Source organism: Cellvibrio sp. KY-YJ-3 (assembly GCF_008806955.1).
In the GTDB taxonomy this organism is placed as follows: Bacteria; Pseudomonadota; Gammaproteobacteria; order Pseudomonadales; family Cellvibrionaceae; genus Cellvibrio.
In genome coordinates this window covers 20,148-40,895 of record NZ_CP031727.1, presented here as the reverse complement: position 1 = coordinate 40,895, position 20,748 = coordinate 20,148, and the positions used below count along the sequence as shown (strand labels likewise).

The following is a 20,748-nucleotide window of genomic DNA, read 5'->3' as shown; positions in this document are numbered from 1 at the left end:
CTGAACGACACACCGGAAAGACACCTTTGCGGTTGATTATTAGAAAATTATCGAAGCAATACCGGCAGGTTTAGTGCCGCTACCAAATGATGGTCACATAGACTATTTGGTGGTGTCAACATTCTAGTGCTCTAGTATACAAGATTTATTTGTTATTATATGATGTATCGGATATAGCTTTTTCGGCCGAATTGGGCGTCAGTAATCCTTCGGGTTAACGAAGGATTGTTGGTGGGCAAAAGCCAAAAAAAAAGCGGCTGAGTACTGTTGACTGAAACCGCTGGGCGAATGGTGATGGGATAAAACGGGGCTTATGACTGCCCGAGCGTAAAGGTAATAGGCACCGCAAATTCCAGCTGCTGCGCGGTGATTTCTGGCGGTAAGGGTGGGAAGGGGGCTGAGGCTTTGATGGCGGATTCAACGGCTTGATTGAGCAAGCGGTGCTCCGAGGTTTCCAGCGGCTGCAATGCGGTGATGTTGCCAGCGGCATCCACGGCGATGCGAATTTTAATCGAGCCGGTTTGCTGCAGTTCACGCGCCCGCCGCGGATAAATCAGCTGGGCGTAAATCCGCCGCATCGCATCGGAGATGTAATACTGCTGTGCAACCAGTGACTGTGCAGTCAGTTGCGATAGTGCGTCATCGGCGTTATCGCTAGTGTTATTCACTGCTGGTGCATCGGGTGCAATTGTCGATGCGTTTGTTGATTCAGTTGTTGATGCAGTTGCGCCAGCAACTTGCGTGGCTCCAGGTAATGACGATTGATTGGTCACGGCAATTCCAGATTGCGGCGCGCTCGATTTAGCACTGCTAATCGCTGCGATTTGTTTGCTCTTGTTGTCGGCATTGTTCTCGGTATTGTTGTCGGAAATGTTGCCCCGGTTGTCACTACTGGAGCTGGCACTACTGGCTGCACTCGCGGCGGCAAGAATGGTCTCATTCCAACTTTTTACTACCGCAATTCTGCTCAAGCGCGGCTCCATATGTGTGAAGCGCTGCAGCAGTGCCGCGTCAATATTTCCCTCCATTAATAACGCCTCGCGGTAGCCGGACGACAGCGGTACATTGCCGATCCAAGTGCGCAGTAACACGTCAAAAAAAGCCGGGTTTTCAATGGTGCCCAGGTGCACGCTATTGAGGTGAATAACCGTGCCCTGTTGCGGCGAAAAATCAAAGATCAGGTGATCATTCATTTCCAGGCGGCCGCGAAATAATTGGTCGAACGCCAACATATTTTCAGCGTGAGAATTCATCGCGCCTGCGGGCATATTAATCGCGGCACCTTCAATCCACATACGGGTAAAACGTCGGGGTGCAATGCCCTCGCGCGCCAGAATTTTTAATTCCATGCGTTTGGCATCCTGCGTATTGAGCAGCAGGTCGGCATCTTTGCTGAGCGTTTCGCTGTACAGCGCTGCCAGAAATTGCTCCTGCCCTAATTCGCTGTGGGTTGCAATTCCACTGAGTTGTGGGGATGCCTGGGTAACAGCGGACAACAGCAGCCAGAGTAAACTCAACTGGCTTATCAGCAAGTAGCGGGGGAACATAAAAACACCGTTGTAAGGAAATAAAACGGCGCCAGCTTAGCGAATCAATACGACAGTTTTGCGACAGTGAATTTACCCTGCTTCCGCCAATGAATATTGCGCGATGGGGTGGGTATGCGACAGTTGCTGATACCAGTTGTTGAATACCAAATCCAGGTGATGAATGCGGCTTACACCAAAATCATAAGTGCGATATTGCTCAAGTAGTTTCAGTAATTCGGAATGGTTGCGCAGCGGTGCCTGAAAGCGCGCAATGGTGGAATGTGCGGTGGCAATTTTGTAGCGGCTATCGATGGTGGAATGCAGTGTTGAGTCGCGAAAAACGCGGCGCAAATTTTCGCGCAGTTGGTGTAATTGTTCGTTCAGCGGAAAGCCCTGAACCAAAACACACCCCGGCGATGCGGTGATACCTCGATACTGAATTTCCAGCGGGCCAATGGATTTTACGGCGTCGTTAAACACTGCCTGATAAGTCGCTTGATCAACATCTTCCAGCATAAACCCACGCACACAACTAACCACCGATAACACCGTCAAATGCAATTCATTTTCCGGATAGTAATATTGCTCAGGCTCCTGCACCGCTAGCGCATCGAGAAATTCTATAATCCTGCGGCTCACATTGCCCTCCGCCTTGTTAAGGTAGGACAACACCGTGGTGCCTTTGCGCGTGTCATCGCTTGCACCAATCAGGTGATCCATTTCGTAGGCACCTGCGCGAATTTTTTCCTCCGCATTGCGCCACATATCGCCATAAATTTGGTTGATGTCAGACATTAAAAAACCTCCATGATTTGCTGTCGGGCATGTAAAAAATACAAATAAATGTGCGGCTAATAATCGGGTGTTATTTTGCCGCTGTTGATTTTTATGGATACCCGCGGTGATGGGTATCACGGAAAAAAAATGGTTCAACGTTTTTCTGATTTCTGTTCTTGTGCTTTCAAAATGTGCGCAAGGTTTGATTCAATCCAATCTGCCAATGTCTCCACTTTTTCGCTGATTTGTTCGCCCATGGGGGTTAACAAATATTCCACATGGGGCGGCACAACCGGGTAGGAAATGCGCTCGACAAAACCATCGCTCTCTAATGCTTGCAGTGTTTGTGCCAGCATTTTTTCGCTAATGCCGCCTACCTTGCGGCGCAATTCGCTAAAGCGGTGGGTGCCGCCGCGCAGGGCGATAAGTAGCAATACGCCCCAGCGGCTGGTGACATGATTGAGTATCGCGCGCGACGGGCATTTGTCGGCCATTACATCGCCGCGCAACATGGCTTCTTTCAAGCTTTTGGTTGTCATTTCATACTTACCTTTTTGTGCGTACTTACTAAAAGTTAGTTAGGCTGCTAGTGTGACAACTTCTTCCACTGAAATAAAGGAGTTCATCATGATTGTTGTTACCGGAGCCTCTGGCCAATTGGGTCGTTTGGTTGTGAGTGCGTTGTTAAAAAAAGTCCCTGCCAATGAAATAGCGGTGGTGGTGCGTTCGCCTGAAAAGGTTGCCGACCTTGCCGCCTTGGGGGTGCAGGTGCGGCAGGGTGATTACAATCAGCCCGAGAGTCTGGTCGCTGCGTTTCAAGGTGCCGACAAATTGTTGCTGATTTCCGCCAATGAAATTGGTCGTCGTTTTGAACAGCACAGCGCCGCCATTGCAGCGGCAAAACAAGCGGGTGTTGGCCTGCTGGTGTATACCAGTTTGTTGCGTGCGGATATCTCGCCCCTGCCACTGTGTGTTGAGCATGCACAAACCGAAGCGGTGCTGCGTACGGCCGGTATTCCGTTTGTGATTTTGCGCAATGGTTGGTACACCGAAAATTATCTGGCGAGCGTAGGTTCTGCGTTGCAGTTAGGTGCAGTGTTTGGCAGTGCGGGTGACGGGCGTATTGCCTCTGCCGCGTGTGTGGATTACGCCGAGGCTGCCGTAGCGGTGCTGACGCAAGAAAATCATAGCGGGAAAGTCTATGAATTGGCGGGCGATGAAAGTTATTCGCTTGCTGAGTTCGCAGCAGAAATTGCGTTGCATTCCGGCAAAAATATTGCGTATCAGAATTTGCCTGAGGCTGATTTTAAAACAGCGTTGTTGGGTGCAGGCTTGCCGGAATGGCTCGCAACACTATTATCCGAATCTGATGTGGGTGCATCCAAAGGCGGTTTGTTTGATGACAGCCATCAGCTCAGCCAATTAATTGGTCGCCCGACGACTTCATGGAAAACGATGGTAGAAAAAGCGGTTAAGGCATAAAGGTTTTTGCGGTAGTAAAAGAGCACCGGCTGGTGCTCTTTTACTGTTTTCAGGGATTTTTTTGAAATATTCACTATCGTCATACCCGCGAACGCGGGTATCCACAACTGCGGTTGTTATTACCAAAATTGGACTCCCGCTTGCGCGAGAGTGACGACAGAGTATTACTGACCAGCTGGTGTTCCTTTAACCGTTGCGAAACGGAATATTATTTTTCGCCGGCTTTTTTGGTGTTACTGCGTACAGAAAAATCACTCACCCCTTTTTCTGTGCGCTCCACTTTTTGAATGGTGCCATCTGCATTGAAATGCAAATATTCTGCAGCAGTGTGACGTTGTTTTTTGTGGCAGGTTGATGTTTTGTCATTTAACCAACGGTGATAAAACAAAATCCATTGGCCTTTATATTCCACAATCGAGTGATGGTTATTTGCATTGTTTTCCTCATCCATAATCACCCCTTGATATTTCCACGGGCCTTTGGGGGATTTGGCGGTGTAATAACTCAGCACCCGATTATTTTCCGGCATGGTGAAGTAATAAATGCCGTTGCGTTTAAATATCCAGGGGCCTTCCATTTTGGGTTCATAACCGCCCATATCCATTTTGTAAAAATCGCCTTTAATACTGCGCATGTCATCGGCCATTTCCACCACTTGGTAATCGCTATTCACACCGTGAAAATATAAATAGGCTTTGCCGTCGTCATCAATAAACATACTCGGATCATTGGCATAGGGTGTTTTCCACAGCGGCGCGCCAATCATGTCTTTAAAAGGGCCGGTGGGGGAGTCGCTCTCGGCGATACCTATGCCCATCCACTTGGTGCTTTTTTCCGGGTTTACCCGGTCTTTGAAGCCAGTGCCCGCCGGAATAACTAAATAGTATTTGCCGTTTTTATACACCGCATCCGGCGCCCAGGCGTAGTTGTCGGCCCAGCTGAGATCTTTGAGTGAGAGTATGGCGCCGTGTGCGGTCCAGTTGACTAAATCGGTAGAGGAAAACGCATGCCAGTCCTGCATGTGAAAATCTTCCTGACACTCTTCATCATGCGACGTGTACAAATACATTTTTCCGTCGGCCCATACGCGGCCAGAGGGATCAGCGGTTTTAATATTGCTGCCAAAATTGAACGGGTTTTGCGCGCAAGCGAGTAGGGAGCCAAGCGATAAGCAGAGGGCTGTGGCGGTACGGGTAATGTGTTTCATGGTTATTGTTCCAAGCCAGTTAATCTCACTGACCGCACACCATGCCGATGGGTTGATTGTTGTTTGCCCAGTGAAACTTACACTTTAGGCTTGTTATGGTTTAAATAACTATAACAAGGTTTGGTGGGGTTGGCTATCTTTTGGGTAAGTCATATTGTGAGAGGTTGCTAATGGCGGAGGCGTGACGCAAAAGACATGCTGGGTTTTTTAAGTTCGTTCTTCAGTGCGCAAGGTTAATACTTCATAGCCATCTGCCGTAACAGCAATAGTATGTTCCCATTGCGCAGACAGTTTTTTATCGCGTGTGACAACGGTCCAGCCGTCGCGTTTTAATTTCACTTTTGCTTCACCCTGGTTGATCATTGGCTCAATAGTAAAAGTCATTCCCTCGCGCAATACCAAACCAGAATTCGGTTTTCCATAGTGGAGTATTTGTGGGCCTTCGTGCATGGCGCGGCCTATACCGTGACCGCAATATTCACGCACGACTGAATAACCATTAGCGCTGGCAAATTGTTGAATTGCAAAACCAATATCGCCGAGGGTTGCACCAGGTTTTACCGCGCGGATTCCTTGCCACATGGCCTCGTAGGTTTTCTCTACTAATTTTTTTGCCAGCGGCGACACCTCGCCGATCATATACATTTTGCTGGAATCAGCAATAAATCCATTTTTTTCCAGCGTAATGTCGACATTAATAATATCGCCGCTTTTTAAAAATTGAGTTGCAGAAGGCATTCCGTGACAAACAACATCGTTAACGGAGGTGTTTAATGAATAAGGAAAATCATATTGCCCCTTACTTGCCGGACGGGCATTGAGTTGGTTGGTAATAAAACGCTCTACCACATCATTAATTTCCATGGTCGATATACCAGCTTTTACCAGCGGATCAAGGTAGGCGAAAACGGAGGCAAGTAACCGCCCTGATTCACGCATCACATTTAATTCAGCGCTGTTTTTTAAAAAAACTTTATCCATGATTTCTTTTGCTCAGAGGAATGGGTTGATTTATTTCAACGGCGGCAAGTTGTAATTGTTCGCGCAAAATCTCGCTGTAGGTAAGAGTGGGGTTGGTTTCAGCCAGCATGCCAATTTTTATCCAAAATTCCGCTTGTGAATTGATAGAGCGCACCATTGCTGAGCTCGCTTTACGGATTTCCTCATGCAGTTCATCGCTAATTTTGACAATGCCCATAAATACCTCAATATATGAAACGTATATGCATCGTATATTTGTTGTGGGGGAATATCAAGCGGCCTGGTCGCCCGAGTAAGGGTGGGAGCTAGTGGTTTGAGGTTCTGTTTGCAGGATCAGGCAATAATCCGCTTGGATCGAGCAAACTTATCATCGGCTATTTGATAAATACTAAATTCCATTTATCTGTGGTGTTGATTGTCATGTTTGGTTGTCACGGTGATCGCGAATTGGCCGTGCGACGAACTAAATTTTTAATCGGGATTAAACGCGTCGTTTTAATAACGCAACGCTCGCTAAAGCAAATCAGTCAGTTTAGTTTTGTTAATCCTGCTTTCCTTATGGGCATTCAGGTGGGATTATCGAACGGTTTGTTAGTGCAGTGCCTGAAATTCCGATGATAAATGTAATAACGCGGATGCCTGTCTATGTCTAATCAGTTTTATCATTTACTCGCCTCCTGGCTGCCACTCAAAGATAGCGCCAACTGGGTGCTGGGCGCGGTTATTCAAACGCGCGGTTCGGTGTATCGCAAAACTGGCGCGCTAATGTTGCTGAGTGATGCGGGCCATCAATTGGGTATGCTGAGTGGTGGCTGCATTGAATCCGATTTGTTGTTGCAAGCGCGTAAGGTTATCGCGTTGGGGAAATCCCGCCGTGTGGTGTACGACGCGAGCGACGATAGTAATATCGCCTGGCGTTTGGGCATAGGCTGCGGTGGCGCAGCCGAAATTGTGTTGCACCCTTGTAATTCTGCCAATGATTTTTTGCGCCTGCCGGAAATTTTTTCCTGTTTGCAGCAACAGCAAGCCTGTCGTTTTGAGTTGCAAATAGAGGATGCTTTTGCCAGCTTCACACCATGCCCGCGTGCGTTTAGCCAGCGTCAGCATGGCAGTTTGAAGCGCGCCGATGACACGGATAACGGCAAACAAATCCTCACGACCTTAATTAATCCGCTACCCCATTTATTAGTTCTGGGCAGTGGCGTGGATTTAATTCCCCTGTGCCAGCTCGCGCTGATTTTAGGTTGGCGCATCACACTGGTGGATCAACGCTTAAATCCCCACAAACGCGAAAATTTTCCGCCGCAAATTAGCGCGTTGAACACAACCGTTGCCGAATTGGATGATGAATTATTGCACAGCGTGGATGGCATTATTATCGCCCACCATAATTTGCGTTTGGATGCAGCTGCTGTCGCGGCTTTGCAAGCGCGAACGCTCGCCAATCCTTATATCGGTTTGCTTGGCCCTGCAAAACGCAAAGCGGATGTGCTGGTCGCTGCCGGATTTGATGAGGCGCAATTGAATTGCCCCATTGCCGGGCCTATGGGTTTAGCCTTGGGTGGTGATTTACCGGAGAGCATCGCCTTGTCGGTATTGGCGGAATGTCACGCAAAAATATTTGGCAGCAGCGCCCAACCTCTGGGGCTAATGAGTGCATTGGGCGATACGCTACCCGCGCTCAATTTGGTCGCGGGCGCTGCTATTAATCGCGCTGTTTCTAACGAAGAGTTTCTGACTAAAAAATAGTTTCTGACTAATGAACAGTTTTTGATTAATCAATAAAAGGTGCTCCCATGAAAAATAAAACGATAAATCTGGATTGCCTGATTTTAGCGGCGGGCTCTGCCAGCCGTTTTGGCAGCTGTAAACAATTGGCCGATTGGCATGGGCAACCCTTGCTTGCGGCGAGTATTGCTGCCGCGCGCCAATTACAACCAGCGCGTATTGTGGTGGTGGGTGGTGCTTTTTATCCGCAATTATTACAGGCGCTGCCTGCGCTCAATGCACAGGTAAAAAACAAGACGGAAACGCCGGTTGAATTGCTGGAATTTCCCGCCTGGAATTTGGGACTGGGGCATTCATTGGCGCACGCCGTTAAATACCTGCAAAACAGTAATCCGGTATTGGTATTGTTGGCGGATCAACCCTTGATTAGCGCGCAGGATTTACAAAATTTATATCACCGCTGGTGTCAGCACCCGGAAAAAATCACTTGCGCCAGTTTTGCCAATACCTTAGGCGTACCTGCGTTATTTCCTGCGCACTTTAAAGCGCGCTTGTACGAGTGTCGCGGTGATCGCGGTGCAAAAAGTTTATTGCTGCGTTACAGCAATCACGTGATTCCTGTTGCTATGCCATCGGCGGAATTTGATGTAGATACACCCGCCGATCTTTCTAATTATTTAAGAAAGGCTATTTAAAAAAGTTATTTAAAAAAGCAATTTAACCGTTTTGTTAGTCAATTGATTTTGCCAAGGAGTTACCCATGATTTCGCTTACGATTAATGGTAAAACCCACGAGCTGGATGTGGACCCAGATACGCCGCTATTGTGGGCGCTGCGCGATGAATTAAATATGACCGGCACCAAGCTGGGTTGTGGCATGGCGCTTTGCGGCGCCTGCACGGTGCACATGAATGGCAGCCCGATACGCTCCTGCAGTTTGCCCATCTCGGCCGCGGCGGGTGCAAAAATTGAAACCATTGAAGGCATTAATTCGCCTGCATTCCAAGCGGTACAACAAGCCTGGCGCGAATTGGATGTGGTGCAGTGCGGCTATTGCCAGTCAGGACAAATCATGTCGGCCACCGCCCTGTTGCAAGGTAATAAAAAACCGACCGATGCACAAATCGATGCCGCTATGAGTGGCAACCTCTGTCGCTGTGCTACCTATCAGCGGATTCGCGGCGCTATTCACCAAGCGGCCGATAAGTTAGGAGGAAAAGCCTAATGAACTTTCTCAAACGACAAACAATTCACACCCAGCAACATAATGAGCCTTCGGCTTTATCGCGCCGTAATTTTTTGCAGGCAGTGGGACTGGGTGGTGGTTTATTAATTGGCAGCGGTTTTGTCGCCGGTAGCGCACAGGTTTTTGCTGCTGATACAACGTCTGCCGATGCCAGCGGCGATGTGCCGTTTTTTAATGCCTTTGTAAAAATATCGCCCGATAACAAAGTCACCATAGTGGTAAAACATTTGGATATGGGGCAGGGCGTAAGCACCGGTTTAACGGCGCTGGTGGCAGAAGAATTGGATGCAAGTTGGGAGCAAATGGATTGGGAATTTGCACCGGCGGATGCCAGCCGCTACAACAATTTATTCTGGGGCCCCGCGCAGGGCACGGGTGGTTCATCATCCATTGCCAACTCTTGGATGCAGTTGCGTCAAACTGGCGCCGCCGCGCGTGAAATGTTGGTCGCTGCCGCTGCCACTGAGTGGAAGGTGCCTGCCAATGAAATTCAGGTGAAAAATGGTGTGATCTCTCACGGCAAACGCACCAGCACTTTTGGTGCGCTCGCGGCAAAAGCGGCTGCGTTGCCGGTGCCGCAAAAACCGGTGGTAAAAGACCCGAAGGATTTTCAATTAATCGGCAAAACAATTCCGCGTAAAGACAGTTTTGAAAAAACCAACGGCACCGCGATTTACACGCAAGACATTCAATTGCCCGGCATGCTCACCGCGTTGGTGGTCTACCCGCCGCAATTGTTTGGCAAGGTGAAAAAAGTGGATGCCGCCAAAGCTAAAGCAGCGCCCGGTGTTGTTGCTGTGGTGGAATTTCCGCGCGGCGTGGCGGTGGTAGCCGAGAGTTTTTGGGCGGCGCAAAAAGCGCGCAAATTAGTGCAGGTGGAGTGGGATTTATCTGCCTGTGAAACTCGTAGCAGCGATGAATTATTTAAAGCCTGTCACGACGCCGCCAATAAAACCGGTGCGGTAATAAAAACCGCAGGTGATGCCACTGCGACGCTTGCCAAAGCGGACGGTGTGATTAGCGCGCAATATGAATTGCCCTACCTCGCGCACGCGGCGATTGAGCCGCTGAACTGTGTGGTAAAAGCCGAAAAAAATAGCTGTGAACTCTGGTATGCCTGCCAGATGCCGACAGTGGATCAGCAACAGGTTGCTGCTGCTACGGGCGTAAAACCCGAGCAGGTAAATATTCATACACTCTATGCGGGCGGTAGTTTTGGTCGCCGCGCTTGCCCCAGTGATTATGTGGTGGACGCTGCCAATATCGCCAAACAAATTCCAGGGCGCGCGGTGAAAATGGTGTGGACGCGGGAAGATGAAATCCTCAATGGTCGCTACCGGCCTATGGCGGTGCATCACTTGCGCGGCGCGGTATCGGCTGATGGTAAAGCGCTCGCGTGGCAGCATCACGCCGTGGCGCAAGCTATTTTACGCGGCACCCCGTTTGAAGCGATGATTCAAGGCCCGGTGGATAGCACGGTTGCGGAAGGCATCGACGATATGCACTACGCGATTCCCAACCTGCAAGTGCAGGCCACAGAAATTCCTATTAAGGTCTCCACACTCTGGTGGCGTTCGGTGGGCCATTCGGGCAATGCGTTTGTGGTGGAAACGTTTATTGACCAACTCGCCAAAGCAGCGAAAAAAGACCCGGTTATTTTTCGCCGCGAATTGCTCGCCAGCGAACCGCGTGCACTCGGCGTATTAAATTTGGCTGCGCAAAAAAGTGATTGGAGTAAAAAATTACCGGAAGGTGTCAGCCGCGGTATTGCGGTGCATAAATCCTTCGGCACCTGGGTGGCGCAAGTGGCTGAAGTGCGAGTGAATAGCGATAACAGTTTTAAAGTCGAACGAGTAGTGTGCGCTGTGGATTGTGGGGTGGCGGTAAACCCCGATGTGATTCGCGCGCAAATGGAAGGCGGTATCGGCATGGGCTTGAGCGCGGCACTGGGTGAAGCGATTACGCTGAAAAACGGTGTGGTCGAGCAAACCAATTATCACAGCTACCCGCTGCTGCGCATCGACGCTATGCCCAAGGTAGAAGTGCATATTGTTCCCTCCGCGGAAATGCCGTCAGGTGTAGGTGAACCTGGTTTGCCTCCCGTCGCTGGTGCAGTCGCCAATGCTTTATTCGCCGTCACCGGTACACCGCGCACGCGTTTGCCCTTAGGGACTAAGGTTTAATACGCTGCACCAAGAAAACCAAGATTTGGTCTTTGATGTAAAAAATGCCGCTGGTTTGCGCCAGCGGCATTTTTTTGGATATTTTTTGGAGGTTTTTTTGATATTTATTGGTCTGTTTTACACTGATTTTTTTCGCATCACTATTACTGTGCAATCGGCAATAAATTGGCTGCTATATCATTGCTCGCGACTTTGGTGCGCGCCTGTTCACTTAAATTTTGCAATTGACTAATCACGTCGTTGGCGAGCCAGCTCACGGCTGGGTCGGGATCATTGCGCAAATTTTCCGCCATGCGAATATGGCTCTGGTTGCCGGTGGCGCGCAGGGCGAGTAGGGCATCCAGTTTTACGCCGGTATCGCTGTCTTGCAGTAGCGGGGCAATGGCGGTGGCCGCGTTGGCGTAACCGGTTTTTGCCAATGCCACCAATGCTTGTTGACGCTCTTGCGGAGTGTCGCTCTCCAGTTTGGTTTGCAGCTTCGCGATGTGCTGCTCCAGCAAACGGTTATCGCCACGCAGCGACATTACCTGCGCTGCCACTCGTTTTATTTCCTCGTTGCTCTGTTGCTGATAGAGCGACTCCAGCGCGTAATCGGGCAGGATGCTGTGATTGTTCGCCAGATCCACAATGCTTTTGCTGGCGATGGCTAGATTGTCGCGCCCCGGGTTCTGCGCTAAAAAATCGGTTAACTTTTCTGAGAAGCTACGGGCATCGCGATCAGACAGGGTGCTCAGTTCTTTTAGTTGTTGATTGCTGTTGGCTGTCACCGCAGCCGCGTCGAGTTCCGCATCGGCGGGGCTTTTGCTTGCAGAAATAGTTGCTATTTTTTCGCCATTATTGGCGGTGGATATTTGAGTGGTGTTGTGTATGCGGGTGTCTGGTGCATATTGTTGCGCGGTTGTTAATGCTTGTTCTTGTTGCGCGAGTAAAAATTGCAAATCAAGAATTTTATTTTCCAGCTCGGTAATTTTATTAAGCTGCTGGCTGTCATCATTGCTCAGCATCATGACGCTATAACAAATCGCTGCACCCGCGAGTGCGGGTAACAAAAAATGTTTGTGTAAACCTGTGATAGTGTTCATGGCGTTGTCTCGTTATTATTAAAATATTTTTTATGATGGTAAAAAATAGATAAAAAAGGGGCAGAAAATCCGCCCCTTTTTTATGTCGTACAATAACGGCGAGTTAAGGATTACAAGTTGCCGTAACCAATTGCGCCGTTGCAGTGCATCCACTCGCTGCCACCATTGCCACCACCGCAGGCGCCATTTTGATAAACGCCGGTGTTGTAGGTTTGTGCTTCAGATTGACGAGTGCTGCCGTTGACGCTGATGTAATCCACCTGCACATCACGATTGCCCGAATCGTTAAAGTATTCCACCAATGAACCACCGGATAAGCTGGTAGACACAGTGTAGTTGGACATAGTGGTAGAGAGTGTCCAGGTTTGCACGGTGGTGTTATTCACTTTCAGGCGAATTTGTTCACCACCGACAGTGCCACGCGCGCGCACCACAATGGTTTTGTTGCCCGATGGCGCAGAGCTGGAGCTGCCGCCACCGCTGCTACCTTCGCTGACTGTAATGTCTGAACTGCCGGTGCTTTGATAGCCTTCAGTCGCCAGAACTTGATAATTATGCGCACCCAGATTCAAGCCTTTGCTTGCCCAGAAGTTAGCGTGGTTAGCAAAGGTGATGGTGCCAGAAATGTTGCCAAAACCTTTTTTCGGTGTGCGCACGCTGAAGTATTGATAAAAAGTTTGGGTACCATCGATAGACGGCTGTTGGGTACGCAAGCAGCGACGAACGTTGTAGGTGGCACCGTCACTTTGGAAGCTGCCGTAGTCAGTACCACCGGCGCAACTGGAAGGGTTGTAAGAGCCGTAGCTTTCAATCACGTAGTATTCAATCAGCGGGCTGCGGGTCCAGCCATAAAGTGCGAGGTAGGAGTTTTGTGAATCGTTTACGTTGTAGCTGCCGGAGTAGCTGATCACACGCGAGCTGCTGCCAGGGTTCCAACCTTTACCGCCCACCCAGTTGTTGGTGCCGCTATTCCATTGCGAGGTGTAACGTCCACCGGCTTGCAGGGTCATGGTCGCGCTGCCGGAATCTTTCCAAAAGGTGTAATAAAAACCGTTGTTGGTGCCGGTGGAATTGGAGCTGAGGGTTTGTGCACTAACCATTGAAGCGCAAAGTGCAGCAGCACCGATTAAACCACTAAAAAACATTTTGCCTGTTGTGAATTTCATTATTAGTTTCTCTTGTGAGCCGCTCAACCAATACCACCCATAGAGGAGGAGGGACTGTTGAAGGTTTACCTGCCTATTGCGGGCAGATGTTTATCAAACGCCATACGACATGCTGTTATTGTTAAAACGGCGTGACGTTTTGATGTGAAATTTATAGCGCTGCACCAATGTTCTTGTCAATAAAACAATAAGCATATTGTCAAATAAACTATATAGGTTTTTTTTAGATTTTTTTGGCTGAATTTACGTGTAAATATTTTTTTAAAGGTTGAATAAATTTGCTAAAAATCGCGTCACTTTTTTATGCGTGAATAGGTTTTGATGAGGGAAATTATTTTTCTGAAATGGTTTTTTATGGGCGAAAAAATAGCGTTATTGCGCTACAAAAATTGTACCCAAACAGGAAAAGCAGAGGCATAAAAAAAGCTCCGGAGTGGATGTGTGATACATCTGCTCCGGAGCTTGCTGATTAACAATCCCTATTACAAAAACGGCGCATCCTTACCAATCGGCGGGTGTTTAAAGCCCGGCGATAGTGGAGTTAGCCCAGGTGCGGTACAGCGCACCGTTAGGGCTTTGATCCGCACGCAATTTCAAGCCGAGGGTTTGATAAATCTCGGATTGGGTTTTGCCGCCAATATCGATCACACGGCCACCAGTAATACCGGCGCCCGCTACTATCATCGGTACGTTGTTGTTGCCGTGGGAGTCTGCGTCACCCATGTCAGAAACCTGGGTCACAATCGTTGAGCTAAACAGCCCACGCTCGTTGATCTTATCCAGCAGGTAGCGGGTTAAGCCCTGCATGTAGACAATATCTTCGGTGTAGGCCAAAGGCACGTTGCCCTGATTGTGGTGCGATTGGTGCGACTCACGCCCGAGTACATCAAAGAAATGGGTATGCGCATCGGTACCAAAGGCGATGGACGCAGAAGCGGTCAAATTACAGCTCAGCGCCAAGGCCACGATGTCGGCGTGCAACTTGGCGGTTGCATCAAACCCACTGGCGGTGGTGTTGGAGAGCTGTGGACAGGAGCCGCCAGGATTGCTGCCGCCGGTATCGATGGCGGTTTCAATCTCGCGAATCGCGGTGAAGTGGCTATCCAGCTTCTCTTTCTCGTGTTGCCCCAGTTTGTTTTGCAAACTGCTGATCGCTGCATAGTGCAAGTCCACCACCGACTGGCGTGGCGCTGTGCCTGAACCGTTGCCACCACCACTGCCACCACCGGAAAAGAGCACGTCAAGCGCAGCTTGCGGGCTGGTGATCAGCGGTCTACCGGTATAACCCTCGCGGCTGAGTGCCGATTCCGCCGTGGTACCCACATTCAGGTATTTCACCGGGTAATTGGCGCCAATGGTACGGCCGAGGTTCACATCAAAACTGTCCTCAGACCAACTGCCGTTGTTGAAGCGGTGAAACATTACCCCGTGACCTGCGCCGCTGAGCGAGGCGCTTTTAAACATTGCGATACGGTTGTAGTGAGTTTGCAGTGGCGCTGACTGAACGGGCAGGGTGCTCCCTGACGGGAACCACTTATCCGGGTGGCAACCGCCGCCGGAAAACACCAGGCAGTGCTTGGTGGGAGTGCCGGATTGGGCTTCTGCGGTGCGCGCCAACATAACGCCCGCCAGAATGCTGGAGGCTTGAATTAATCCCGCAGCGATACCGGCATGTTTGACGACTTTCAGGAAGTCTCTGCGTTCTTTGTCGAAGCAGTCTTTGTATCTCATGTTATTTACTCCAATTCGTTAACAAGGCGATGAGTGTGAGGGGCGCGCATTAGCGCGCCCACTCCTGCCGGTACATCACAGAATCCAATGCGGGAATTTCTTCAAGCATTGCCCTTGGGCCACTGGTGCTCAGTACATTGGTCAGGTCGGCAATGTCGCAGCGATAAGCGTCTTCTTCCGCTTTACTGATGCGCGAATAGCCAACATCCCTTGTTGAATCAATCAGGAAGATCGAATGGATACCGGTGCTGTAGCTGACAAACTGGGTTGCCAGACAGCTTTGCGCAAGGCTCGATACCATGGGGTCTTCTACCACTGTGCGCGCGAGATCCTTACCGCCATTAAATTGAATGGCTGGCGAGTAAATCACGCGATCCGGGTCGTTGAGGAACTGCAATTGCGGGTAGGGCGAGAAGAAGGTGCCTGCCGCGTTAATCGCATTACCTTTCAGGTCAACTGAACGCACGCGACCGAGGCTGTCGTAGTTCTCCATGCCGCCGCCGAGTGGGTTGATGATCTCGCCATGGCAGTTGGAGCAGCTGGTGCCAGAGGTGATGCGGTCAAAGATCATGCGCTGGGTGGTGTGCGGGTTCTCAAAGAACTCTTTATCACGCGCAGCCAATGCTTCTCGGTCCAGGCTCACACCTGATGGTGGTTCTGGAATGTCCTGACACATCATCCGGCGACGCAGGGCAACGGCACGGGTGACCATGTTGGCATCGGTCGCACTGGCGTAACGTGACAGGAAGGCGCCAGAGATCAAGATCCCGCCGCGGTCACTGGTTGCGGTGCTGACGAAGCCATCGCTATCGGCGCCATTGGCGTTGTAGGGCAAGCCATAAAGGTTGGCCAGGCGCTGGTTCACGTGGGTGTAGCTGGGGTTGTACAGCGAGGCGAAACTGGAGCCGCTACCCAACATGGCCTGGGCAAAGTTTTTACCCAATTCCAGCTTCATGTCGTTGGCCAGAGTGGCAAAGTTGGTTACACCGCTCTTCTCTTTGATCTCCAACTGTTCGGTACCCAACCAGCGGTTCACAAAGTCGCCCAGCAATACACGGGTATTGGCCGAGTTCAGCAGCAGTGCCGCCTGTTGGCGCACGCCAGCCACTGTATTCAAATCGCCACGGCCAGCAGCCGCCAGCAAATCTGCACTGGGGGTGGTGCCGGTAAAGGTGTAGCTCATGAAGGTCGCCATCTCATAGCCGTCCAACTTGTAAGCGCCGCCACTGGCGGTGCCCAACTCGGAGCGGTACAGGAATTGTGGTGACGACAACATCGCGGCCAGTGCGATTTCCATACCTTCGGTTACTGTGCGGCCACCGGTGGTGCCGCGTGCAACGCCGCGGTATGCGGTTTGCTCATCGGCGGTTAATGGGCGGCGGAAAATGCGCGGTGCCAGTTCGTTCACCAGCTTGTCGGCGCAAGTGGTGCTTGGGCTACAGGCCAATACTGCGTTCCAGCGGCTTGCTACATCGGTAGCAATACGTTCGGCGGTAGAGATGTAGCTGGTGTAGCGGTTTTTATCCACGATCAGGGTGTTGTTGTTCATGAATGAGCCGGCGATAAAGTCGTCGGGCAAACGTGATATGACATCCTGGGTGTAACCCACCAAGTCGCGTACCGAGCGTTGATACTCGTTTTTGGTCAGTAAGCGCAGGGTGCGTTGGCCGTAGGTTGGGCCGGTGCTTGGGCAGCTGAAGTTGGATACCGGATTGTCCGGAATGCCGTCAGACGGTCTGCGCCAGGTCCAGATATAGGCTTCCAAATCCGCTGCGCATTGGCCGGTACAGCTGCCTGGGTCGGTCTGTGGCATCCACATGGCAATAAAATCGCGCAGGCTGCGATCCTGATTGTCCTGACTGTGGCGATAGACCGAGCGGTTCGGGTTCAGCGGTGCTGCTGCTGGCGTACCGTTGGCATTTTTCTCTCCATCTACCCCGTGACAGGCTACACAGCTTTGGGTATTCCACAGGGTTGATCCGCGGCTGGCGTCGCCAATAATTTCACCGCTCCCACTTGAGCTGCTGGAGCTGGAACTACTGGACAGGCTGCTGGCGGAGCTGAGTGAGCTAGTGCTGGTAGCGCTGGAGCTGCTGGAAGAACTTTGGCCGTTGGAGTAGACCAGATTGATGGCGTTGCTAGCCACTGAAGGCACACTGTCGCGGTAGCTAATTACCTTGTAATCGTAACTGCCGTAAGCAGAGAGCAGGTTCTCCATGAAGCTTGCGCTATTGGCGGTCAGATTGCTTTGGGTTGTCCAGCGGCCATCGGTACCTTTGCGGCGAATCAGGAAACCGGTTTCGTTGTTGCTCACGTCCGCCCAGGTCAGCGTCGCTTCGCCGGTAACCTGGCTCAGGTTGCCCATCAAGCTGGCCGGTGCGGCAGGTGCCGTTGGCAGCGTGATCGCGGCGATGTTGGTGGGGTTGTCACGGGTGAGGAACATCTTGAAGTACACCGGTGTTTTCTCGCCGATTGCACTCAAATTGGCAACCACACGCAGCGCTTCAACACCGGCATTCAGTTCAAAATCAACGCTATTGACCACTATAGGGCGACGCGGTGACACACTGATGCTGGTGCTGCTGTGTTTGATGATGGTGGCATCGAAACTGATCGGTTTATTTACCGCATGCAGAATCAAATTACCGGTCAAGGTTTGTACCTGCATAGCACCTACGGCCATAGCATCCAGCGCGCTCATATCCAGCTGCGTTGTAAAGTGCAGGCTGGGCAGGTAGCTGGATTCAAACAACAGGTTTTGCATGCGCGTATTGCGAATATCAAACCCGGTTGAAATGCTCGCCAGAGGAATGGTCAGCGTTGCGTTACCGCTTGTCGCCACCGTGCCTTGCAGTTGGGTAAAGGTAAAGGTTTCCGCTGTGTTGGTGTTTTTAACCGCAACAAAGTGGAAGCTGGACTTGGTGGCATCCAATAGCCAGCGCGCCGCTACCGATGGCGCAACACTGCTACTTGAGCTACTTGAGCTGCTGGAGCTACTGGGTGCAATGCTGCTTGAACTGCTGCTTACCGGAGTGCTGCCATTACAGCTTGCGCCGTTAAGTGTAAAGGCGGTGGGCACTTGGGTGCTGGGGTTATTCACCACAAAACCAAACTGTGCACTGGCATTGGTTGCCAAGTTGCCGTTGTAGGCGGCGTTGTTGACACACACATTTTTGCCGGTGGCGGTGAAGGTTCCATCCCACAGGTTGGCAATAGTTTCACTGCCATTGAAGGTCCAGCACAGCTGCCAGCTAGTCACTGCGGCACCGTTATTTTTGACGGCGACGGCAATTTGCGCACCACTGCCCCAGCTATTGGTTGTTGTGTAGGAAACATCGCATAGGTTTTGCGCTGTTGCTGGCACTGCCAGTGCAAGGGCTAAACCGAATGGGGAGAGCGCGGAGAGTTTACGTAAGTTTTTCATAATGGTTTCTCTTTAGCCTCCAATTAGCGCGCGTCAAAAACAAGCGCGAAGTCCACAGGCACTGCCGCACTGATCGACGTCAGGTTGACAATCGCACGCAGGGCTTCCACGCCGGCAGTCAGGTTGAAATCACCCGCACGAGTTAACACCGGCGCCATGCTCTGCACCAAAATGCGCGAATTGGACAGGCGCTGTACCGATACCCGGGTAGTCACCGGAAAGCTCACGCCATGCAAGTTGATATTGGCACTCACATCGGTCTGGGTGGTTTGCCCCAGAGCTAATGTGCTGAGCAGTGTGCCCGGCACGGCGACAGAAATGGTGGCGGTGGGGAAGCTGGCGGTTTCAAACAGCAAATCGCGCACTCGCTGGTCGCGCAGGGCAACACCGGTGCTGACGCTGTTCAGGTCGATCGTCACGGTTGCCAAGCCATCGCTGCCAATGGCACCGGTCAAGGTTGTGAAGGTGTGAACTTCCACGTTGTGGGTATTTTTAGTGGTGACAAAATTCAGATAGGAGGCGCTGCTATTCAGATCCCACGCTGCCTGATTTACCGCCGATGAAGACGAGCTGGTTGTCATACTGCTCGACAGCGACGAAGAACTGGAAGAAACCGGCGTTGGGCTGGAGCTGACAGATGCTGCGGAAGAACTACTTGCTGACGACGCAGCGGCACCACACGCGGCACCAGTTACCTGCGGTACTTCAGGCGCTGCACTGCCTTTGCTGCCCTGAAAGCCTATCTCTACTGTTTGGTTTGGCTGAATACTGCCATTCCAACTCAAATTGGAGGCGGAGTAGGGGTTGGTGCCGCTGTAGTTGGCATTCCAGCTGCTGGTCAGGCGATTGTCACCGCTGTATTGCCAGCTCACATTCCAGCCATTGATCGGACTAGTGCCACTGTTGGTTATTCTAATGGCGGCAGTGAACCCGTTATTCCACTGGTTGGTGACTACATACTGACAGCCAGCATACACCTTGGCTGACAGTACAACAGTTGCCAGGCTGAACCCCAGCAGGCAGAGCGATCGGGTAACCCTGCCCCGTGGGCGCGGGGTGATCGCAGAGGCGGTAAAACTACTCATGGTGTTTTCCTCTTAAGTGAATGTCGGGCGAACCCGGCAAGGGGCCTTCAATAACCGGCAGCTGCTGAAACCCCACGCAACTGCCAATTAATCGACGGGTAAATAGCGCCCAAACAGTTGTTGCACTCGCTGTTTGAACTGTTAAAAAAAACGGTAGGCTCATCAGGTTTTTGAAATTCGTTTAGTGAGCTGAATTGAATCGGTAAGTAGCGGCGGCTCCGGGCGATTATTATTTCCGGCTCCTTTCGACGGTGGTAATGAATGAATAAATGTCTGCCCGACAATGCACGCTGGGGCGAGCAAAAAGAAGTACACCAACATCACAAAGCTGTAATCAACGGTGTAATTCCATGGGCGTGCAATACCCAAGTAACAAGCGAACAACCAGGAAATGCTGGAGACAACACCCGTAAAAATGACTAATGTTTTTTCAATATTGCCCAGCCCCAAAATGCCACGGCTGGATACCACGCGCGGAAAACTGAAGTGATGTAACGCTATACCATTGAGTGTAAGAATTCCTACCACGGTGAACTTGGCCCAGAGTTTTTGATTTAATAAATACTCTTGCGGATTGTCTATGTAGCCAATTACCACCAGCATTAATCCAGAAATCCACAGCACAACCAAGGCGAGCGAAATTATTTTTGCCGCGCGTTGCAATTCGTCAATCGCTTGGCTTGGTAAAGCGCGGCCACGGGTTTTTGCCAACGCTAAATCCTGTATCAATAAAATGCCCACCGCCACACAGGCAGCAATTAAATGAACATAAATAATTAGGGTTTTCATGGGCCAATCCGCTGTTCTATTGTTGTTTTTGAATCAATCACTATCACTGCGGGTGAAATGATTGCGCTAACGTTTTGATTTGTTCAAAAAGCGAAAAAATAAAAATTCGCAGCTAAAAACAAAACGGTTTTTTTAAGGCAATAGAAACCACTGCGCTCTGTGCAGGCACAAAAACGATCGTGGTTGGTCGATGAGGGTTGTAAAGCGACAGAACAAAATCGTTTTACGGGGCATTGCGCGCGATAAACGCGTTGGCTCTCACAGCTCGGTCAAACTTTTTAATTATATTTTTTTACTAATGATTTTTTGTTGTTGGTACCCGCATTCCAAAATTATTT

The 20,748-nt window shown here is 50.6% G+C and carries 17 protein-coding genes; 5 read left to right on the top strand and 12 right to left on the bottom strand.

Translation table 11 applies throughout. The features are described 5' to 3' along the window. Positions 1-311: 311 nt before the first annotated feature. The 3 genes from D0B88_RS00145 to D0B88_RS00135 all read right to left on the bottom strand — a co-directional run bounded on the left by D0B88_RS00145 (position 312) and on the right by D0B88_RS00135 (position 2,845). Complete coding sequence (locus D0B88_RS00145) at positions 312-1,547, bottom strand: TonB family protein (protein WP_151054194.1); 1,236 nt, start codon at positions 1,545-1,547, stop codon at positions 312-314. Positions 1,548-1,619: 72 nt separating this feature from the next. Then, complete coding sequence (locus D0B88_RS00140) at positions 1,620-2,324, bottom strand: 2'-5' RNA ligase family protein (protein ID WP_225318466.1); 705 nt, start codon at positions 2,322-2,324, stop codon at positions 1,620-1,622. Positions 2,325-2,458: 134 nt separating this feature from the next. Further along, entirely contained in the window at positions 2,459-2,845 is a 387-nt protein-coding gene (locus D0B88_RS00135; protein WP_007644705.1) for a helix-turn-helix domain-containing protein, read from the bottom strand. 88 nt (positions 2,846-2,933) lie between these two features. On the opposite strand from D0B88_RS00135, the gene D0B88_RS00130 reads away from it, so the two are divergent. Then, complete coding sequence (locus D0B88_RS00130; protein ID WP_151054192.1) at positions 2,934-3,788, top strand: SDR family oxidoreductase; 855 nt, start codon at positions 2,934-2,936, stop codon at positions 3,786-3,788. Between the two features lie 208 nt (positions 3,789-3,996). Here the strand turns inward: D0B88_RS00130 and D0B88_RS00125 are convergent, their stop codons facing one another. The 3 genes from D0B88_RS00125 to D0B88_RS00115 form a co-directional block, all read right to left on the bottom strand. Continuing rightward, positions 3,997-4,995, bottom strand: coding sequence for a family 43 glycosylhydrolase (locus D0B88_RS00125; protein WP_151054190.1), 999 nt, complete (start codon positions 4,993-4,995; stop codon positions 3,997-3,999). 207 nt (positions 4,996-5,202) lie between these two features. Further along, on the bottom strand, positions 5,203-5,976 hold the full coding sequence (map, locus tag D0B88_RS00120) for a type I methionyl aminopeptidase (protein ID WP_151054188.1): 774 nt from the start codon (positions 5,974-5,976) through the stop codon (positions 5,203-5,205). Beyond that, positions 5,969-6,193: a ParD-like family protein gene (locus D0B88_RS00115; protein WP_151054186.1), complete on the bottom strand. Its 225-nt coding sequence runs from the start codon at positions 6,191-6,193 to the stop codon at positions 5,969-5,971. Before D0B88_RS00115 ends, map begins: the two co-directional genes overlap by 8 nt. A gap of 428 nt (positions 6,194-6,621) precedes the next feature. On the opposite strand from D0B88_RS00115, the gene D0B88_RS00110 reads away from it, so the two are divergent. The 4 genes from D0B88_RS00110 (at position 6,622) to D0B88_RS00095 (ending at position 11,133) form a co-directional block, all read left to right on the top strand. Next, the gene (locus D0B88_RS00110; RefSeq protein ID WP_151054184.1) at positions 6,622-7,725 is read left to right on the top strand and encodes an XdhC family protein; all 1,104 of its coding nucleotides are present in this window, start codon (positions 6,622-6,624) and stop codon (positions 7,723-7,725) included. Between the two features lie 47 nt (positions 7,726-7,772). Further along, a complete protein-coding gene (locus tag D0B88_RS00105) occupies positions 7,773-8,399 on the top strand; it encodes an NTP transferase domain-containing protein (RefSeq protein WP_151054182.1) in 627 nt (208 codons plus the stop codon). Positions 8,400-8,464: 65 nt separating this feature from the next. Then, entirely contained in the window at positions 8,465-8,929 is a 465-nt protein-coding gene (locus tag D0B88_RS00100) for a (2Fe-2S)-binding protein (RefSeq protein WP_007644715.1), read from the top strand. Then, positions 8,929-11,133: a xanthine dehydrogenase family protein molybdopterin-binding subunit gene (locus D0B88_RS00095; RefSeq protein ID WP_151054180.1), complete on the top strand. Its 2,205-nt coding sequence runs from the start codon at positions 8,929-8,931 to the stop codon at positions 11,131-11,133. The genes D0B88_RS00100 and D0B88_RS00095 overlap by 1 nt, the downstream gene beginning before the upstream one ends. 143 nt (positions 11,134-11,276) lie before the next feature. Here D0B88_RS00095 and D0B88_RS00090 read toward each other — a convergent pair whose 3' ends face one another. From D0B88_RS00090 to D0B88_RS00065, 6 genes are all read right to left on the bottom strand, one after another. After that, complete coding sequence (locus D0B88_RS00090) at positions 11,277-12,215, bottom strand: HEAT repeat domain-containing protein (RefSeq protein ID WP_151054178.1); 939 nt, start codon at positions 12,213-12,215, stop codon at positions 11,277-11,279. A 110-nt stretch (positions 12,216-12,325) separates the two neighbouring features. After that, positions 12,326-13,381, bottom strand: coding sequence for a glycoside hydrolase family 11 protein (locus D0B88_RS00085; RefSeq protein WP_040393213.1), 1,056 nt, complete (start codon positions 13,379-13,381; stop codon positions 12,326-12,328). Positions 13,382-13,900: 519 nt separating this feature from the next. Further along, complete coding sequence (locus D0B88_RS00080; protein WP_007644727.1) at positions 13,901-15,112, bottom strand: DUF1552 domain-containing protein; 1,212 nt, start codon at positions 15,110-15,112, stop codon at positions 13,901-13,903. A gap of 49 nt (positions 15,113-15,161) precedes the next feature. Continuing rightward, positions 15,162-18,536, bottom strand: coding sequence for a DUF1592 domain-containing protein (locus tag D0B88_RS00075; protein WP_151054176.1), 3,375 nt, complete (start codon positions 18,534-18,536; stop codon positions 15,162-15,164). A 23-nt stretch (positions 18,537-18,559) separates the two neighbouring features. Further along, the gene (locus D0B88_RS00070) at positions 18,560-19,621 is read right to left on the bottom strand and encodes a cellulose binding domain-containing protein (RefSeq protein ID WP_151054174.1); all 1,062 of its coding nucleotides are present in this window, start codon (positions 19,619-19,621) and stop codon (positions 18,560-18,562) included. A gap of 162 nt (positions 19,622-19,783) precedes the next feature. Further along, entirely contained in the window at positions 19,784-20,410 is a 627-nt protein-coding gene (locus tag D0B88_RS00065; RefSeq protein ID WP_151054172.1) for a DUF2214 family protein, read from the bottom strand. Between the last annotated feature and the right edge of the window lie 338 nt (positions 20,411-20,748).

Bases quoted from the DNA above. Each gene is read 5' to 3' on its own strand.
- D0B88_RS00145 (WP_151054194.1), bottom strand. From the start codon at position 1,547: ATGTTCCCCCGCTACTTGCTGATAAGCCAGTTGAGTTTACTCTGGCTG.
- D0B88_RS00140 (WP_225318466.1), bottom strand. From the start codon at position 2,324: ATGTCTGACATCAACCAAATTTATGGCGATATGTGGCGCAATGCGGAG.
- D0B88_RS00135 (WP_007644705.1), bottom strand. From the start codon at position 2,845: ATGACAACCAAAAGCTTGAAAGAAGCCATGTTGCGCGGCGATGTAATG.
- D0B88_RS00130 (WP_151054192.1), top strand. From the start codon at position 2,934: ATGATTGTTGTTACCGGAGCCTCTGGCCAATTGGGTCGTTTGGTTGTG.
- D0B88_RS00125 (WP_151054190.1), bottom strand. From the start codon at position 4,995: ATGAAACACATTACCCGTACCGCCACAGCCCTCTGCTTATCGCTTGGC.
- map (WP_151054188.1), bottom strand. From the start codon at position 5,976: ATGGATAAAGTTTTTTTAAAAAACAGCGCTGAATTAAATGTGATGCGT.
- D0B88_RS00115 (WP_151054186.1), bottom strand. From the start codon at position 6,193: ATGGGCATTGTCAAAATTAGCGATGAACTGCATGAGGAAATCCGTAAA.
- D0B88_RS00110 (WP_151054184.1), top strand. From the start codon at position 6,622: ATGTCTAATCAGTTTTATCATTTACTCGCCTCCTGGCTGCCACTCAAA.
- D0B88_RS00105 (WP_151054182.1), top strand. From the start codon at position 7,773: ATGAAAAATAAAACGATAAATCTGGATTGCCTGATTTTAGCGGCGGGC.
- D0B88_RS00100 (WP_007644715.1), top strand. From the start codon at position 8,465: ATGATTTCGCTTACGATTAATGGTAAAACCCACGAGCTGGATGTGGAC.
- D0B88_RS00095 (WP_151054180.1), top strand. From the start codon at position 8,929: ATGAACTTTCTCAAACGACAAACAATTCACACCCAGCAACATAATGAG.
- D0B88_RS00090 (WP_151054178.1), bottom strand. From the start codon at position 12,215: ATGAACACTATCACAGGTTTACACAAACATTTTTTGTTACCCGCACTC.
- D0B88_RS00085 (WP_040393213.1), bottom strand. From the start codon at position 13,381: ATGAAATTCACAACAGGCAAAATGTTTTTTAGTGGTTTAATCGGTGCT.
- D0B88_RS00080 (WP_007644727.1), bottom strand. From the start codon at position 15,112: ATGAGATACAAAGACTGCTTCGACAAAGAACGCAGAGACTTCCTGAAA.
- D0B88_RS00075 (WP_151054176.1), bottom strand. From the start codon at position 18,536: ATGAAAAACTTACGTAAACTCTCCGCGCTCTCCCCATTCGGTTTAGCC.
- D0B88_RS00070 (WP_151054174.1), bottom strand. From the start codon at position 19,621: ATGAGTAGTTTTACCGCCTCTGCGATCACCCCGCGCCCACGGGGCAGG.
- D0B88_RS00065 (WP_151054172.1), bottom strand. From the start codon at position 20,410: ATGAAAACCCTAATTATTTATGTTCATTTAATTGCTGCCTGTGTGGCG.